Source organism: Streptomyces halobius, assembly GCF_023277745.1.
GTDB classification, from domain to species: Bacteria; Actinomycetota; Actinomycetes; order Streptomycetales; family Streptomycetaceae; genus Streptomyces; species Streptomyces halobius.
Genome location: NZ_CP086322.1, coordinates 526,465 through 544,028 on the forward strand (window position 1 = coordinate 526,465; position 17,564 = coordinate 544,028).

Annotated in this window: 9 protein-coding genes; 4 read left to right on the forward strand and 5 right to left on the reverse strand. The window is 71.6% G+C overall.

All coding sequences use genetic code 11. From position 1 onward, the window contains the following. Positions 1-60: 60 nt before the first annotated feature. Complete coding sequence (locus K9S39_RS02380) at positions 61-7,560, reverse strand: type I polyketide synthase (RefSeq protein WP_248861645.1); 7,500 nt, start codon at positions 7,558-7,560, stop codon at positions 61-63. 154 nt (positions 7,561-7,714) lie between these two features. Between K9S39_RS02380 and K9S39_RS02385 the strand changes: the two genes are divergently transcribed. Genes K9S39_RS02385 through K9S39_RS02400 form a run of 4 tightly spaced genes read left to right on the forward strand, consistent with a single transcriptional unit; the run spans position 7,715 to position 12,336 of the window. Further along, on the forward strand, positions 7,715-8,740 hold the full coding sequence (locus K9S39_RS02385; RefSeq protein WP_248861646.1) for a 3-oxoacyl-ACP synthase III family protein: 1,026 nt from the start codon (positions 7,715-7,717) through the stop codon (positions 8,738-8,740). 7 nt (positions 8,741-8,747) lie between these two features. Next, on the forward strand, positions 8,748-9,692 hold the full coding sequence (locus K9S39_RS02390; protein ID WP_248861647.1) for an alpha/beta fold hydrolase: 945 nt from the start codon (positions 8,748-8,750) through the stop codon (positions 9,690-9,692). Next, positions 9,689-11,302 carry an AMP-binding protein gene (locus tag K9S39_RS02395; protein WP_248861648.1) on the forward strand — a complete coding sequence of 538 codons (1,614 nt, stop codon included), beginning with the start codon at positions 9,689-9,691 and terminating at the stop codon, positions 11,300-11,302. Before K9S39_RS02390 ends, K9S39_RS02395 begins: the two co-directional genes overlap by 4 nt. Further along, positions 11,299-12,336: an NAD-dependent epimerase/dehydratase family protein gene (locus K9S39_RS02400; protein ID WP_248861649.1), complete on the forward strand. Its 1,038-nt coding sequence runs from the start codon at positions 11,299-11,301 to the stop codon at positions 12,334-12,336. Before K9S39_RS02395 ends, K9S39_RS02400 begins: the two co-directional genes overlap by 4 nt. 357 nt (positions 12,337-12,693) lie before the next feature. On the opposite strand, the gene K9S39_RS02405 is transcribed toward K9S39_RS02400, so the two are convergent. The 4 genes from K9S39_RS02405 to K9S39_RS02420 all read right to left on the reverse strand — a co-directional run bounded on the left by K9S39_RS02405 (position 12,694) and on the right by K9S39_RS02420 (position 17,520). Next, positions 12,694-13,983: a cytochrome P450 family protein gene (locus K9S39_RS02405; protein WP_248861650.1), complete on the reverse strand. Its 1,290-nt coding sequence runs from the start codon at positions 13,981-13,983 to the stop codon at positions 12,694-12,696. A 28-nt stretch (positions 13,984-14,011) separates the two neighbouring features. Next, positions 14,012-14,815 (reverse strand): TetR/AcrR family transcriptional regulator, encoded by an 804-nt coding sequence (locus tag K9S39_RS02410; protein ID WP_248861651.1) that lies wholly within the window; start codon positions 14,813-14,815, stop codon positions 14,012-14,014. Between the two features lie 241 nt (positions 14,816-15,056). After that, complete coding sequence (gene putP / locus K9S39_RS02415; RefSeq protein WP_406707861.1) at positions 15,057-16,640, reverse strand: sodium/proline symporter PutP; 1,584 nt, start codon at positions 16,638-16,640, stop codon at positions 15,057-15,059. Positions 16,641-17,139: 499 nt separating this feature from the next. Continuing rightward, on the reverse strand, positions 17,140-17,520 hold the full coding sequence (locus K9S39_RS02420) for a hypothetical protein (RefSeq protein ID WP_248861652.1): 381 nt from the start codon (positions 17,518-17,520) through the stop codon (positions 17,140-17,142). Between the last annotated feature and the right edge of the window lie 44 nt (positions 17,521-17,564).

A 17,564-nucleotide genomic window follows, 5' to 3' on the forward strand; every position in this document is an offset into this window, starting at 1 on the left:
GGCACGTTCTGCTCCTCGACCAGGCTGACCGGGCGCGAGAGAGCCGTCCCCGCTGTGCTGCTACGTCGTGGCGCTCTCCCCCGGTGCCTGTGCCAAGCCCAGGCGGTCGTGGACCAGGCGGGCCACATCGGTCAGTCTGTGCCCGCCGGCGGTGAACTCCCCCGGTGCCACACGGATGTCGAACTGTTCGCGGGTGCCGACCAGGAACTCGGCGCCCATCAGAGAGTCGAGGCCGATGTCTGTCAGCGGTCGCTGGGGGTCGATGTCGGACGGGTCGGTCTGCAGGACGCCGGCGAGGATGCGGCACAGCGCTTCGGTGATGGTGCGGATGGCGTCGTCCGGCGCCATCGTGGCGAGAGAACGCAGCAGTTCCTCGCGGGCGTCGTCGGCGTCCTCGGTGCCGGGAGGGACGAGGAGGTGGTAGCGGGGCGCCGCCAGGGCGGGCAGCAGACGGCGGGCGCGGGGCCAGCGGTAGCGGCCGACGCCGGCGACATCGGTGTCCGCGGCGAGTAGTTGGTCGGCGGTGCCGAAGATTTCGGCCGGGGTGACCGGTTCGAAGCCCAGGCCGGTCATGGCGGGGCCGAGGTTGTTGCGGGCGACGTAGCCGGTCTCGGCGATCGGGCCCCAGGCAATCGCGGTGCCGGGCAGTCCGGCGTGGCGGCGGGCGCGGGTCAGGGCTTCCAGGTAGGCGTTCCCGGCGACGTAGGGGGCCTGGGTCGGGTTGCCGGTGGTGGCGGTGACAGAGGAGTAGAGGAGGAACAGGTCGAGGTCGCGGTCTGCGGTGAGGCGGTGGAGGATGCCGGCGCCGGCCATCTTGGGGGCGAGGACGGCGGCGAAACGGGCGTCGTCGAGCTCGGCGAGGGGGGCATCGTCCAGCTGCATGGCGCAGTGGGCGACGCCGCGCAGGCGGTGCCCGCTGTCGTCGACGGCGGTGAGGACGCGGCGTACGGCCGTCTCGTCGGTGACGTCGGCCGCGTAGGCGGTGGCGCGGACGCCGCGTCGCCGCAGCCGGTCCAGTACTCCGGCGGCTTCCGGTGCTTCGGGCCCCCGGCGGCTGACCAGGGCGAGATGCCGGGCGCCGCAGTCGGCGAGCCAGTCGGCGGTGGCGGCGCCGAAGCCGCCGAGTCCGCCCGTGACCAGGTAGGTGCCGTGCGGGTCCAGTGCGGGGGCGGTCGGGGCGGGCGCGACCGGGACGGATTCGTCCCGTGGGTCGAAGGAGATGACGACCTTGCCGGTGTGCTGGGAGTGCTGGAGGACCCGGAAGGCGTCGTCCACGCGCGCCGCGGGATAGACGGTGTGTGGCAGCGGCCGGTAGGTGCCGGAGGCGATCCGGCGGTGTACGTCCTGCTGAACGCGTGGGCCCCGCACCGGATCGTAGATGATCTTGTCGAGGTTGAAGCCGATGAAGGTGAGGTTGTGGTGGAACGGGCGTAGAAGGAGAGGGTTGTTGAGGAAGATGTCGCGCTTGCCGAGTTCGATGAAGCGGCCGTTGGGACGGAGGAGTTCCAGGCTCTGGGCGATGGCCTCGCCGCTGAGCGAGTTGACGACGATGTCGACGCCTCGGCCGTCGGTCAGTTCACGGATGCGCGGTGCGAAGTCCCGGGTGCGGGAGTCCAGTACGTGTTCGGCGCCCAGGGTGCGCAGCAGGTCACGTTTGAGGTCGGTGCCGGCGGTGGCGATCACATGGAGACCCAGGTTCCGGGCGCACTGGATCACGGCCTGGCCGACGGCGCCCGCGCCGCCGTGCACCAGGAGGGTCTCGCCGGGGAGCGGCTGGGCCTGGTGGGCGAGGGCGTGGTGGACGGTCAGGAAGGCCACGGAGAAGGTCGCCGCCTCGGCGTAGCTCATGTCGTCGGGAAGCGGCGTGACGGCGGCGGCGGAGGCGACGGTGTGCGAGGCCAGGGCGGCGCCCACCAGGCCGGAGACTCGTTCGCCGGGGGCGGGGGTGCTCACCCCGGGGCCGACCACGGTGACGATACCGGCTCCGTCGGTGCCCAGTCCCCGGCTCAGCGGACTGCCCTCGACGGCCTCCGGCGGCAGGAGCCCATTGGCGCGCATCGGATCCCGGTAGTTGAGTCCGCACGCCCGCAGCTCGACCTCGATCTCGCCCGGTCCCGGCTGCCGCCGCTCGGTCTGACGCCATACGAGCCGTCGGGAGAACCCGGGGGTGTCCACGTCCAGGATGTAGGGGGAACCCTGGTCGGTGGCGGGGAGCCGGTCGGCCGGATGCTGCGTCTCCCGGGGGACGAAGCGGCCGGCCCGGGTGAGGACGATTTCGTCTTCGTCGCCGGGGGTGAGGAGTTCCCGCACGAGACGTCGCGCATCGGTGGCCGGATCGTCGGCGCGGTCGAGGGAGACGCGGCGAATCCCCAGCTCTGGCTGCTCGTTGGTGAGGGTCCGGGCGGCGGCCCAGATGGCGGCGTCGGCCGGGTGCGCCGGTCGTTCGGGCACGGGGAAGAGGCCGCTGGGCCGGGTGATGAGCCACACGTGGGGTCGTACACCGTCCGGCAGGGCCCCGCAGGCGGCCACCAGGGCACGGAGCGTGGCGGCACGTCGGGTGGTGCGGGTGACGATGGCGTCCGTACCGGCATGCGCGTCGTCGCCGCCGGGCTCGCCGGCACCGGCAGGCTCATCATCACCGCTGGACTCGCCCGCACCGGCAGGCTCATCGTCACCGCCGGGCTCGCCGGCACCGCTCGGCGCGCCCGCACCCTCGCCCTCGGCGAGCAGCAGAACGATGTGCGCGGAGCCCTCGGCCGGCAGCGCGGTGCTCCATGCGGCAGTGTCGCCGGAGGCGGTGACGACGACGGCATTGCCCGTCAGCCCGGCGAGTTCCTGTGCGAGCGGGGCCTCGGCGGGCGTCTCGGTGGCGATGACCCAGGACGTGTCGGCCGTACGCGGTGGGGCGGGCGGCGCAGCCGGAGGGCGTTCGGCGGTGGTCAGGAGGACGGAACGGTCCTCGGTGCCGTGCCGCACGGTGTGGGTGAAGCCGCATTCCGCCAGCAGCCGGGGCCAGCGGTCGTGCGGCAGCAGCCGGGTCTCCGGGCGCAGTTCGAGGTCACGGCGCTGCCAGAAGTCGTCCGTGGCCCCCCAGAGGAGGCCGAGCCGCGGTGCGTGGTGCGGTTCCACGGCGAGCAGCCGGCCGCCGGGAGCCAGGAGGGTGCGGAGGCCGCGCAGGGTGCTGGCCAGGTCGGTGGCGGTATGCAGGGCGTCGCCGGTGATGATGAGGTCGCAGCCGCCGTCGGGGAAGCCCTGGTCGAGCGGGTCGGCGTCCGGGTTGAGGGTCTGGTGCCGGACGAAGTCGTAGGCGGCGAAACGGCGTTCCGCGCGGGCGAAGGTCGCGGTGGAGGCGGCGGTGCGGGTATAGCGGGTGCGCTCGGGCGGCAGGAGGGGCAGCAGGGCGGCGGTCAGGGCGTGTGTTCCGGCGCCGAACTCCAGGATGCGCAGCGGACGGTCGGCCGGCCAGTGTCGGACCAGCTCGCTCAGCAGGGCGCGGGCGATGTGGTGGGTGAAGCGGTGAGCGGGTGCCGTGTCGTGGAGCTGCTCGACCATCGGGTCACCGGCCGGCACGAGTTCCGCCGCGTCCGCGTCGCCGCGCAGCACCTCGGGCAGGTGGCGCAACTGCCGGTTGAGGAGGACGGTTTCGGCACTGAAGGCCGGATGGCCGTCCACCAGGTCACGCAGTTTCGTGTGGGGTTGCGGCTCCGCAGCGGTCAGCCGCCACAGGGCGTCACCGGCCGGCTCGGCCAGGCCGTGGCGGATCACGAGCGGCAGCATCAGCCGGACCAGTCGCCGGTGCCCCGGCTGCAGTCCCCCGGCCATGAGTTCGGGCATGCCGAAGGCGGTCCGGGGGTCGGCGAGCAGTCCGGACAGGGCCTCGCCCCAGCAGTGCGCGCCCGCTTCCTCGACGGCCGCCGTGAACTGCTCGTAGCCGCTCTCCAGCAGGGTCGTACGGTGTGCGGCGATGCGGCCCTCGGCGGCGGCGGCGGCCAGTTCGGTGACCGGGGGCAGGGGCGAGGGGTCGGCGGGGGTGTCCGGGTGGGGAGCGGCGCGCAGAACGGTGCGCTGAACGGCCAGTGGGGTGTGGTCGACGGTGCGTGAACTGCGGGTGCGGCAGCCCTCGATCTCGGCGGTGACGGTGCCGTCCTCGTCGGCGTAGGTGATGTCCCAGCAGAACTCGTTCTCGGTGCGGGCGCGTTGACGCAGATGCACGATGCCGTCCGGTGAGGGGGTGCGCCACACCCGTACGGAGCCGAATACGGACGGCAGATAGCCCTTGCCGCCGCCCATCCACTGTTCGACGAGTGCGACGGTGGCCTGGAGCGGTGCGTCCAACAGCACCGGGTGGACGGTGTACGGCTCGCCGGGCTCCTCGTACCGATAGGAGGCCAGCAACTCTCCTTCTCCCACGTGCAGTTCGCGCAATAGCTGGAAGGCAGGCCCGACGCCCAGGCCGACCCGATGGCAGGTCCGGTAGTAGTCGGTGGCACTGATCGAGCGGGGGCACCGGGCGCGGATCGCCTCGGGGTCGAGAGGTGCGGGAGCGGAGCCGAGGAGCGAGCGGACCTGGGCGCGGACGACGGGCAGGCACTCGCTGCCGCGGCCCTGGTTGCTGCTGATGGTGAGGGTGCCGTCGTCCGGTGTGACGGCGGTCTGGAGCCGGACCAGGCCGGGGTCGGGCCAGTCCGGGAAGGGAAGCGGGCGGGAGATCTCCAGGTGCCGTACCTCCGCCGGCCGGTTCAGGGCTCGTCGGCCGGCGGACAGGGCCATCTCGACGTATCCGGTGGCGGGCATCAGCACCGTTCCGCCGATCCGGTGGTCGCCCAGCCAGGGCACCAGTTGCGGTTCGACGGGACCTTCCCACAGCGGGTGCGGGGCGGGGAGGCGTTCACCCAGGAGCGGGTGGTCGAGCAGACCGGTGCCGCTGGTACGCAAGACCAGGTCCTGCGGGGTGCCGTGCCAGTGGCGGACGCGCTGCCAGGGGTAGGCGGGCAGGTCCGTGACCCTTCCCGCGCGCGGGAAGTGGGTTAGCCAGTCCACGGCGGCACCCGCCGCGAGCAGGGCGGCTACCGCTGCGCTCAGGTCCCGGGCCCCGTCCCCGTCACGGCGGAGGGTGGGGATGTGCGTGGCCCTGGTGCGACGCAGGTAGGGGCGCAGCACCGGGTGCGGGCCGATTTCCAGGAGAATGTCGGCCTCCTCGGCGAGGACATGGCCGATGGCGGCGGCGAAGCGGACCGGCTCGCGGACGTTGCGCCACCAGTACGCGGCCGTCAGCTCCTCGCCGGACAGCGGGGCTCCGGTGACGGTGGAGACGAACGGGATGCGGGAGGGGCCGGGGTTCAGGTCGGCCAGCGCGGCATGCAAGGGGCCGGCGATCGGATCCATGGCGCGGGTGTGGAAGGCGTAGTCCAGGTCCAGTTCACGGAAGAAGGTGTCCCGGGCGGCCAGTTCGGCCCCGAGTGCGATGAGGGCGTCCGGGTCGCCGGCGACGGTGACGTCCTGGTCGCTGTTGATTCCGGCGATCTCCAGGGCGCCGTCGTAGCGGGCCAGTGCTTCCCGGGCCGCTTCCTCCGGCAGCCCGACCGCGGCCATCCGGCCGGTGCCCGCCGTCTGCCCCTGCGCACGGCTGCGCTCCGCGATCACCCGGGCCGCCTGCTCCAGCGTCAGTGCACCGGCGGCGTGGGCGGCGGCCACTTCGCCGACGCTGTGGCCGGCCACGGCGGACGGCCACAGGCCCCGGGCGGCGAGCAGTTCCGTCAGTCCCGCCTGGACGGCGAACAGGAGGGGCTGGGCGAACTCGGTGCGCTGCCAGCGCGCATCGGTGGGCCGGGCCAGCTCCTTCGCCACTGACCAGTCCAGATACGCGGCCAGGGCATGGTCGGCCGCTTCGACGGCTTCCCGGAAGACCGGTTCGCCGGTCAGCAGGTCGGCGGCCATGCCGGGCCACTGCGAGGCGTTGCCGGAGAAGACGTACGCCACCGTGTCCCGGTCGGCCGCGCGTGTCATGGCCCCGGCCGCGGGCTCACCGGCGAAGAGCCGCTCCAGCTCCCCGGCCGCCGCGTCCGCGCTGTCGGCCAGGACCGCGGCGCGGTGTGGATGGGCGCTGCGGCGCCGGGTGGTGGTGTGCGACAGGTCGTGGAACTCGTCGGGGGCCGCTTCCCGCAGCCGCGTCGAGACCCGGGCGGCCAGTTCCCGCAAGGCGGTGGCCGAACGAGCGGAGATCATCACCGGCACCCGGCCCCCGCCGCCCTCTTCCCGTACGGGCGGAGCGGGCGGCCCGGTCAGCACGGCATGGGCGTTGGCGCCGCCGAAACCGAAGGAGTTGATGCCCACCGCGGCCCGGTCCCCGGCCGGCAGGGCGACGGGCTCGACGGTGGGCAGCAGTCCGAGTCCGTCGAAGTCGATGGCCGGGCTGAGCGGGTGGGCGTGCAGCGTCGCCGGGGCCTCGGCGTGCCGCAGTACCAGCAGCGCCTTGCACAGGCTGGGCATGCCGGCGGCCGGTTCCAGGTGTCCCAGGTTGGACTTGACCGAGCCGATCGGCAGCGGCCCGACGGTACGCCGCCGGCCGAGCGCCCGTCCGATGGCGTTCGCCTCCGCCGGATCACCGGCCGGGGTGCCGGTGCCGTGCGCCTCGAAGTACACGAGATCGTCCGGCTCCACGCCCGCCCGCGCGCAGACGGCGCGCAGCAGCGCCTCCTGCACCGGGGAACTGGGCAGGGCCATGCCCTGGGTGCGGCCGTCGCAGTTGGTGCCGGTGCCGGCGATCACCCCGTGGATCCGGTCGCCGTCGGCCAGCGCGTCGGCCAGCCGCTTGAGGACGACGACGCCCCCGCCCTCGGCCCGTACGAAACCGTCGGCGTCGGCGGAGAACGCCGCACACCGTCCGCGCCGCGACAGCATCGCCGCGTGTGAGAAGCCCGCGAAACCGTAGGGGCTGGTCAGCACATTGACACCACCGACCAGCGCGGTGCGGCTGGTGCCGTCCAGCAGTGTCCGGCAGGCCCGGTCCAGGGCCACCAGGGCGGAGGAACAGGCGGTGTCGACCGACACGCTCGGTCCGCGCAGGTCGAAGACGTACGACAGGCGGTTGGCGGCGATCGACAGGGTGGCGCCGCTCATGGTGTAGGGGCTGGTGTGGTCGCCGAGGGTCGCCTGCAACTGACCGTAGGCCGGGTCGGAGATCCCGACGAAGACACAGGTGTCCGACCCGGCGAGCGACTCGGCGGGGATCCCGGCGTCGTCGATCGCCTCGACCGCCATTTCCAGCAGCAGCCGCTGCTGGGGGTCGATATGCGCGGCTTCCTTGGGCGAGATGCCGAAGTAGGCGGCGTCGAAGCCGGCCACGTCGTCGAGGAATCCCCCGGCAGCGGTGTAGCTGCGGCCGGGCCGGAGGGCCCCGGGGTCCACGAAGCGGGACTTGTCGAACCGGTCCGCGGGCATCTCGCCGACCGCGTCGCGCCGCTCCTTCAGGGCGGTCCACAGACCCGGCAGGTCGTCGATCCCTCCGGGCAGGCGACAGCCGGCGCCCACCACGGCCACGGCCTGATCGTCACGCCCCATCCGTGCCTCCGTTCCGCCGCGCACGGCTGTCCCGCGGTTCCTTTTTGAGGGGGCTACCCAACTCGGCGCCGACCGCAGCCGGTTTTGACCAGATCGAATGAATTAACCTCTATGGCAGGTGAGTTGATGTTTTGTCTGCTTTAGAGTGCCCCTTGTGTTCGACAGCCCGCGTGCCCGTCTGTCCGCAATCGCCGTCCACCTGCCGTCCCGCTACCGGACCATGGAAGAGACCCGGGCAAGGATCGCGGCGTCCGGTGGCGCGTACGCTCCGCCTCCCGGCCTGCTGGAGTACGTCACCGGAGTACGCGGCGTCCACGTGCGGGACGAGGGTGTGCAGGCTTCCGACCTCGCGGTGGCGGCCGCCGTCAAGACGCTGTGCTCCGCCGGGGCGGATATCGGCGAGGTGGATCTGCTGCTGTTCGCCGCCACCGCGCAGGACCTCATCGAACCGGCCACCGCGCACATCGTGGCCGCCAAACTCGGCGCCTCCTGCCCCGTATTCGACGTCAAGAACGCCTGCAACAGCGTGCTCAACGCCGTCGAGGTGGCCTGCTCCTTCATCGCGGTCGGCCGGTACCGGACGGTGCTGATCGCCTGCGGTGAGAGCGCCACCGACGCCACCCGCTGGCGCGTACCCGACCACGAGGCCCTGCTGCGGGCCATGCCCGGATACACCGTCTCCGATGCCGGCGCGGCCCTCCTGCTGACCGCGGGCCCCGCCGGGGACGGCGACCCGGGAGTGCTGACCCTGTCCTTCAGTGCCGAATCCGCGGCCTGGGAAGCCTGTGTCGTGGCGGGCGGCGGTTCCCTGCGCGGCCGGTCGAACGACGACGAGTGCACGTCCCTGCAGCTCAGCGGAGACCTCCTGAGCACCGCACTCGACAACCTGCCGTCGCACCTGGAACCCGCCCACCGGGAACTGCGGGCGATCCGCGAGAGCGCGTTCATCGCCTTCCACCAGATCACGCTGCAGCAGTTCCACGACACCTCGGGCAAGCTCCGGCTGCCCGTGAGCCGCTGCATCGCCACCGTGGCCGAGCACGGCAACTGCGCGTCCGCTTCCCTGCCCCTGCAACTGGTCGAGGCCCAGCAGACCCACCGGGTGGAGCCGGGCGACACGGTGGGGCTGATCGGACTGGCCAGCGGTACCAGCGTGGGCCTCGCCCTCATCAGGCTGTGAGCGCGCCATGAACGCGATCACGGCACCCCCGGGAACCCTGCCACCACCCGTCATCCCGCCCGGCGCGCTGCCCGGCTATCCCGGCCCGGCCCATTGGCACCGCGTCCCCGCCACCGGCCAGCACTACCTCGACACCGGCTCGGGCGACCCCGTCCTGCTCCTGCACGGCAACCCTTCGTGGAGCTACACCTGGCGGCATCTGCTGCCCGCCCTGTCACCGCATGTCCGGTGCCTGGCCCCGGACCTCCCGGGCATGGGCCTGTCCCCCCGCCCTCCGGTGCCCCCCGGCCTCACCGACCGCTACGAAGGTCAACTCGACGCCCTGGAAGCTTTCTTCGGCCATCTCACCGACGAACGACGACTGCCCGGCCAGGGGTGGACCCTGGTGATGCACGACTGGGGCGGGCCGCTCGGCTTCGCCTGGGCACTGCGCAATCCGGGCGCGGTGACCCGGCTGGTCGTCCTCAACACCATCGCCTTCCGCTGGCCGCCGGGCTACCGTCTGCCCCTCCCCCTGAGGTGCATCAGGGACTCCGCCCCCATCGCCGCCCTCACCCACCTCACCAACGCCTTCGCCCGCACCGCCGTACGCGCCGGGGTCGTCCGTCCGCTGCCCGCCGCGGAACGGCGGGCGTATCTGCGGCCGTACGCCCGGCTCCGGGACCGGAGGGCCGTTGTCGCGTTCGTCCGCAGCATTCCGCGTCACGACGACGAGCCGTCGTGGCGGTTGCTCGAACCCCCGGACGGCGGCAGCGGCCTGGCCGGACTGCCGGTGTTCGTCGGCTGGGGAATGCGGGATCCGGTCTTCACCCCGCTCGTACTGGACGCATGGACGGACCGTTTCCCGCAGGCCCGCGTCCACCAGTACGCCGACGCCGGTCACTACGTGATGGAGGACGCCGCCGAGGAACTCGGGGGCCACATCCGCGACTTCCTCCGGGAGACGGCATGACGACCAGCGGAGCCGGCCTCTACGCACAGGTGGCGGAGCTCGCCCGGTCCCGTCCCGACGCCACGGCGCTGGTCCCCGGCCGCCGGAACGGTTCCGGGCAGTCCATCAGCTACGCCCGCCTGTCCGCGGGCTGCCATGCCGTGGCCGAGGCGCTCCGGGCCGCCGGGGTCCGCCGCGGCCACAAGGCGGTGACGATGACCCGGGGCCCGTACGAACTAGTGGCCGTGGCCTACGGGTTGCTCGCCATCGGCGCCGTCCCGGTGCTGCTGGAACCGGGCATGCCCGGCGCCCGGCTCCGGGCCTGCCTGGACGACGTGGCCCCTGAGGTGTTCGTCGGTGAGCCCCTGGCCCATATGGGGCTCCGGGCGCTGCGCTGGGCACCCGGCCATGTCCGTACGCCCTTGGTGACCCGCCGCGCCCTCCTGCCGGGGCTGGGGCGGCGGTTGCCGGTGGCGGTGCCGGACGTCGGGGGCCCGGCGCTGGAGGCTCCGGAACCGGACCCGGAGGATTTGGCGATCATCGCGTTCACTTCGGGCTCCACAGGAGTGCCCAAGGGCGCGGAGTACCGGTGCGGCACACTGGCCGGGCAGGTCGACGCCCTCCGACCGGTCCTGGCCCCGGACCCGGGCGGGGTGCTGCTCTCCGGCTTCCTGCCCATCGCCCTGCTCGGCCCGGCCCTCGGGCTGACCACACTCTGCCCGGCCGTCAACCACCTCGCCCCGGCCCGCACACCTCCCGAACGCGTCCTGCGCCCCCTGCTGGCACACCGCGCGTCGGTGGTCGCCGCCTCCCCCGCCGTACTCGGCCTGCTGGCCGGCCACTGCGCGCACCACGGGCTCACCCTGCCCTCCGTCGACCGGGTGCTGGCTTTCGGCGCCCCGCTCCGCGCCCGGCTGGCCGACACATTGCACTCGGTGCTCCGTCCGGACGCCCAGGTGTTGAGCGTCTACGGCGCCACCGAATGCCTGCCGGTCAGCGCCGTCACCACCAGGGAACTGCACGCCCTGCGGAACGACGCGGACATGCCGCACCGGGGAACATGCGTCGGCCGCGTGGTGCCCGGAGTCGAGGTGCGCGTCCTGGAGGCCGACGCCACAGGGGTGGGCGAGATCGCCGTCGCCGGCCGTAACGTCAGTCCCGCTTATCACGCCCGCCCGCAGGCCACCGCCGACACCAAGATCGCCGCCGACTGCGGTCTGCTGCACCGCACCGGTGACCTGGGACGCCTCGACGACCAGGGACGCCTGTGGTTCCACGGCCGCACGTCGCAACGCGTCATCGGCGCCGCCTGCGTCCTGAACACGGAGGACATCGAAACAGCGGCGGACACGGCACCGGGCGTACGACGCAGCGCCCTGGTCGGCGTCGGCCCGGCCGGGCAGCAGCGAGCCGTGCTCTGCGCGGAACTGGACGGTACCGCCCACCGCGGCCGGGACCGCCGCACCGCTCGGGCCGCCCTCCGCGAGGTCCTCGACCGCCACCCGCAGGGCCACCACATCGGCTCCGTCCTCATCCACCCGCGCTTTCCCACCGACATCCGCCACAACTCCAAGATCGATCGCGAACGGCTGGCCGCCTGGGCCGCGAAGCGCGTAAGGGAGACCACATGACCGGCCCCGCCCGGGTCCTCGTCACCGGAGGCAGCGGCTTCCTCGGCACCGAGATCTGCCGCCGGCTCATCGCCCGCGGAACCCGGACCCAGTCCCTCAGCCGTCGCCCCAGCGCCACGTTGGCCCGCCTCGGCGTCCACCAGCACCAAGGCGACCTCGTCGACCCCACCGCCGTGTCCCGGGCCGTCGCCGGCTGCGACGCCGTCATCCACACCGCGGCTCTCGCCGGCGTCAGCGGGCCGATGCGCCCGTACTGGATGACCAACGTCCACGGCACCCGCAACCTCCTCAAACAGTGCCGCGCACACGCCGTACGCACCCTCGTCCACACCTCCACCGCCAGCGTCGTCTTCCCCCCTGGCGGGCTGCGGAACGCCGACGAACGCATCCCCTACCCCGAGCGCCACCTGGCCGCCTACCCCTGGACCAAGGCACGCGCCGAACAACTCGTGCTGGCCGCCAACCGCCCCGCCCTGGCCACCTGCTCCCTGCGCCCGCACATCATCTGGGGCCCCGGCGACCCCCACTTCCTGCCGGCCCTGCTGCGCGCGGTCCGCGGCCGCCGCCTGTTCATGCCCGGGGACGGCACCAACCTCGTCGACACCACCCACCTGCGCACCGCCGCCCACGCCCACCTGCTCGCCCTGGACCTCCTCCACCAACGCCAACCCGTCGACGGCCGCGCCTACTTCATCACCCAGGACGATCCCCGTCCGCTGCGCATCATCGCCACGCTCTTCCTGGCGAGCACCGGGATCCGCGCCGAGTGGTGCTCCGTGCCCACGCGGCTGGCGCACGCGGCGGCCACGGTCCGCGACACGGCCGCGCACCTCGCCCGCACCACCGGCACGCGGGAACTGAGCCGCTTCCTGGTGGCCGAACTCGTCCAACCGCACTGGTTCGACATCTCCGCGGCCAAGCGGTGCCTCGGGTTCGTACCGCCGGTCGGCTTCTCGGAAGGAATCGCGGAGATGGCCGCGATGGAGCCGACCAGGGCGAAGTCGGCCAGGACGAGGGGGCGCCCGGCGCGATAGGCGGGCGGCCCTCGCGTGCGGCGCGCCTGAACTGCGGGGCGCTCTGCCCACGCTGGCCGGGGGCGTGGGCAGAACTCATGGACGCGGACCATGGTCAGGTAACGCGGCGTGGTAACCCCTCAGTCCGGGCGAGGTCTTGTGCCTGCCTCTCACCCTTGCCACGAACGGGAGAGGGCCGGATCGACAGCTCCCCGGAACTCTTGAGAATTTTCCGGACCGCGGCAGTGGGGCCGCCGCCTCCGCGCCTTTCCTACGGCCCAAGTCCGCACCGGTGCCCACCGAAACGAGCCCGGGTCGCACCGGTGCGGTGTCGCGTAACCGGGCCCACTGCGCGGGCCCAGTGCCACGTCCCCGCCGCTACCGCAACCGCACCGGCAGGGACGCCAGCCGCCAGCTCCCGGGCAGGGGGACGCGCTCCAGAGCGTCCGGTTCCACGGCCAGTGATATGCCGGGGTAGTGCGAGAGCAGCCGGCCGAAGGCGACTTCGCCCTCCTGTCGCGCGAGCGTGGCGCCCAGGCAGTAGTGCATGCCATGGCCGAAGCCCACGTGGTTCTCGGCCTGGCCCACAGGGTGGCGGGTCACATCGAGGCGGTCGGGGTCGGAGTAGTGGCGGGGATCGAAGTTCGCCGAGACCAGGACCAGTTGCACCGCCTCGCCCTTGCTGATGCGGGTGCCGGCGAGGTCGATGTCCTCGGAGGCGTAGCGCAGCTGGGTCGCGTGCACCGGTCCGCACCAGCGCATCAGCTCATGGACGGCGCGCGGGAGAATCCCCGGGTCCGTCGTGACCAACCGCTGCTGGTCGGGGTGGGTGAGCAGAGCGGCCGTGCCATTGGCGATGAGGTGGGCGGTGGTCTCGTGGCCGGCCAGGACCAGGGTGAGGATCATGGTGACCATCTCGACGTCGCTGAGCCGGCTGCCGTCGTCGTCATGCGTACGGACGAGCTCGCTGAGCAGGTCGTCGGTCAGCGCCTGGCGGCGTTCGCGGACCAGTTCGTGGATGTGGTCGATCATCGCCGGGAAGGTCCTGGCGAGCGCCTCCGGCTCCAGCGAGATGAGGTCGGCGCCCCATGCCCGCCACTGCGGGCGGTCCGCCTCAGGGATGCCGACGAGCTCGCAGATGACCGTGATGGGCAGGGGATAGGCGAAGTGCTCGATGAGGTCGACGACGCCGTCCTCGGCATGCTCGGGCAGCCGGGCCAGCAGCTCGTCGGCGATCTGCTCGACCCGTGGGCGCAGGCCGGTGATCTTGCGTGCCGTGAAGGCCCGCGACACCAGACGGCGGAGCCGGGTGTGGTCAGGAGCGTCGCAGTTGAGTATCGAGCCCTCCATGTAGACGCGGAGGTGCTCGGGGATGCCCAACACCTCCACCATCCGCGACAGGGGGTCATCGCCCGGCTCGGTCCCGGCCACGGCCGGGTTGTTCGCGAACCGCTGGTCGCGCAGGACCTCGCGGACTTCCTCGAAGCGCGTCACGAACCATACGGGCGAGTCGTCGATGAACCGGCCGCGGACGACGGGGCCCTGCTCGCGCAGCTTGCCGTAGCCGCTGAACGGGTCGTTCACCAGCTCGGGGTCCATGACGTTCGGCTCGCCCGGGTGCTTGCCGACGTGTGCGGCGAGCGGGGAGACAGCGGGTGCTTCGGACATCGTTCGTTCTCCTCCACGTGTGGGGGGGTCAGTGGCGCAATTGCCGGCGCATTTCCTGTGCGCTGAGTTCTTCCAGGTGCTCGTAGAGCGCGATGATCTCGGGTGCGGCGGCGGCAGCGGCAGCGACCGCGGCATCCGTGCTGGAGCCGTCATCAGGGGAATCGGAGCCCGTGCGGGTTTCCAGCGCGCCGCGGACCGTGTGAGCGAGGATGTCGGCCCGTATCTCCGCAGGGCCCGGGGCACGGTCGAAGAGCAGTGCCTCGGCCATGAAGAAGCCGGTCGCCATCGCCATCAGGGCATAGCGCTGATGGCTGACGTCGCTGTCGGTGCGCACCAGGCCGTGCTCGCGCAGCACTTCAAGATGACGCTGCAGGACGCGCTCGCCCTCCGCCATCAGCCCCGCGAGTTCCTTCTTGGCTATGTCATTGAGCCGGCCCAGCACGTCGGAGTCATCGGTGTAGACGGCACGCAGGACCGGCTCCTCCAGGAAGTCGCGGTAGTGCCCGTGCATCATCCGGCTCGGCAGAATCTCCAGGGGGTCGGCGCGCATACGCTCCAGCTCACGCCGCTGGCTACGCGCCTTGTACGTGAGCAAAACCGCCAGCAGCAGGGCGTCCTTCGTCCGCCAGTGCAGGTAGACAGTGCCCTTCCCGACCTTGGCACGGCGGGCTATCTCATCGATCGTCACCCGCCGGTAGCCCCACGCCAGCAGCAACTCCCCCGCTGCCGCCAGGATGCGCTGCCCACGCTCCGCGTGCTCCACAACCACTCCCCCGTGGCCTGCCCGGCCGCTGCCCCGCAACCCCCGTGACCAGATATCGAATCCGGTCATACAGTCACTGTAGGTCCGGCAACACCCCGAAGAAAGCACCAAATCCGGCCAACGCGCGGCCTCGTCCCCGACCACTGCTGATGCCCCGTACCTCAGCGAGCAGAGGGACCACATGGTCGGCACGGTGTGCGCCGGTGCTACGCGGGGCCGCCATACGCCGCACGCGCCCTTGACGCTCTTGACACTGCCGGTGGCCGGAGTCCATCCGTTGAACGGTCTAATCGGCGTGACCGGCGCGGACTCAGCCGACCGGCATCGCCGAGGCGTCCTTCTTGTCCAGAGGACCCGACCAGACACGCCGGGGCGGGCGGCCGACGAACCGTCCGAAGACCACCGCCGCCGCCGTGGCCGCCAGTACCCCCGGCACCATCTCGTAGATGCCCGACTGAAGCGGCCCGAGGAGCGGGTCGATGTGCTTCCACGCCACAACGGTCACAGTCCCCGTCACGATGCCGGCCATCGCCCCGGCCCGCGTCATGCGGGGCCAGTAGAGCGACAGCAGGATCACCGGGCCGAAGGCGGCGCCGAAGCCCGCCCAGGCGTAGGCGACGATGTCCAGCACAGCGCCGCCGCTGAGGGCGATGACATACGCCACCAACGCGACGACCACCACCGTCGCACGCGCCGCCAGCACCATCGCCGCATCCGACGCCTGCCGCTTGACGAACGCCCGGTAGAAGTCCTCGGTGAGGGCCATCGCCGAGACCAGCAGCTGACTGTCCGCCGTGGACTTGATCGCCGCCAGCACGGCGACCAGCAGAATTCCCGCAACCCACGGGTTGGCCAACTGGGCGCAGAGCGCGATGAAGACGGTCTCCGGATTCTCCAGCGGCTGATCGAGCGCGGCGATTCCTACCAGGCCCACGAGCGACGCGCCCGCCAGCGCGACGACCACCCAGCCCACCCCGATACGACGGGCGATGGAGACTTCGCGAGCGCTGCGGACACTCATGAAGCGGACCAGAATGTGCGGCTGGCCGAAATAGCCCATTCCCCATGCGAGCAGGGATATGACCGCCACCGCGCCGAGCGGCTCACCGGACGTCCAACGGTCACCGTCGAAGGCGGCCTTGGCACCCAGGTCAAGAAGGGACGGACTCTTGTCGGTGATCCCCTCATGCAGCGCTCCGAACCCGCCCAGCATCATGATGCCGATCGCCGGCAGCGCCACCGCCACGCAGAACATCCATGTGGCCTGCACCGAATGCGTCACGCTCACCGCGCGAAAACCACCCAGTACGGTGTAGACGACAATCACCACCGCGAAGACCGTGAGAGCGAACTCGAATCCGCCCCCGAATATCCCCTCGAACAGCACACCGCCGGCGAGGAGACCACTGGCGACGTAGACGGTGAAGAACACGACGATGACGGTCGCCGAAAGCAGGCGCAGTATCCTGCTGCCGTCCTCGAACCGCTCCTCCAGATACGCCGACAGCGTCTTGGCGTCACCCGCCCGCTCGGTATACGTACGCAAACGGGGCGCGACCAGACGCCAATTCAGATACGTACCGACCGCCAGCCCCACGGCAATCCACGTGGCACCGATCCCGGCCGCATATACCGCCCCCGGCAACCCCAAGAACAACCAACCGGACATATCACTGGCGCCCGCCGACAAAGCCGCCACCGGCGCACTCAGCCGACGCCCGCCCAGAGCGAAATCAGAAAACGTCAACGTGTCCTGATACGTCCAGAAACCCACAGCCACCATGGCAAGCAGGAATATCCCGAATGTGATCATGACCGGTACGATCAGGAGTGTCACCACTGCTCCCTCTATGCAGCACAACCAGGCATTACAGGGGCCCTGGGCAGAGCCCACGCGGAGATCTTGGAGCGAGCACGCTCCGGCGCGAGCTGACAATACGGATCCGCCACCGGAAGCGGCACCCCTTCAACACATGTCCCGGCAACCACAGCCCCCACAAGCCCGGGACGGGGCCGGGTGCCCAGGACCATACCTGTCTCCCCGCCCAGGGGTATCCGAACGGCGACCATGAGGGCGACTCGGTCCGGGCGAGCGCGGTCAGAAAAGGGCGAAACAGCCGGTAAGGGAATGAAGCAGGGCGTGCGTGAATTCTCGGGTGGTTCAGGCAGAGGGAGAGCCGAACCACGCCTTGGCCGTGGAAGTTGAGCAGGCTTCCGGTGGTCGGTCGAGAAGCGGCCAGTGCCCGGCCGCGTCACCGCACAAAAGAATCTCGATCGCCCGGCCGTCCGCCGGGCGATCGAGACTCCCGCACGAGCACGATCAGCAGTGCGTCACCGTGCTGGCGACCGGGACGGGGCAATCCTCATCGTCGTTCCCGATCGGCCGATGTGCGTCAACCGCGTTCGAGGCGGACGGAGTTGTACGGGGTGTAGTTGTAGTCGGCGTAAGTACCGGCCCGCTGGGCACCCTGGCAGCCGGTGCCGTTGCGGCCGGTGCAGTTACGGGCGATGGCACCGCCGGTCTGGTTGTTGAAGAACCGCTTGACGCCGTACTGGCCGCTGATGTTGTGGGCGCCGTAGGTGTACCACTTGTAGATGGGCTTGCCCCCGTTCCAGCTCGCGTTCGGGTACAGGCACACATACCCGGACGGGCAGCCGTGGGAGGCTGCTGCCTTCGGCGCGGCGTGAGCGCTTCCGGCGAGCGGCAGCACCGCAAGGCCGGCGAGCGCGGTGGTGGCCGCGACCGCCTTCACCTTCGCTTGGATCTGACGCATGAATGTTCCCCCTGATGTTCCGTCGGTCGTTGGGCGGGTGCGGT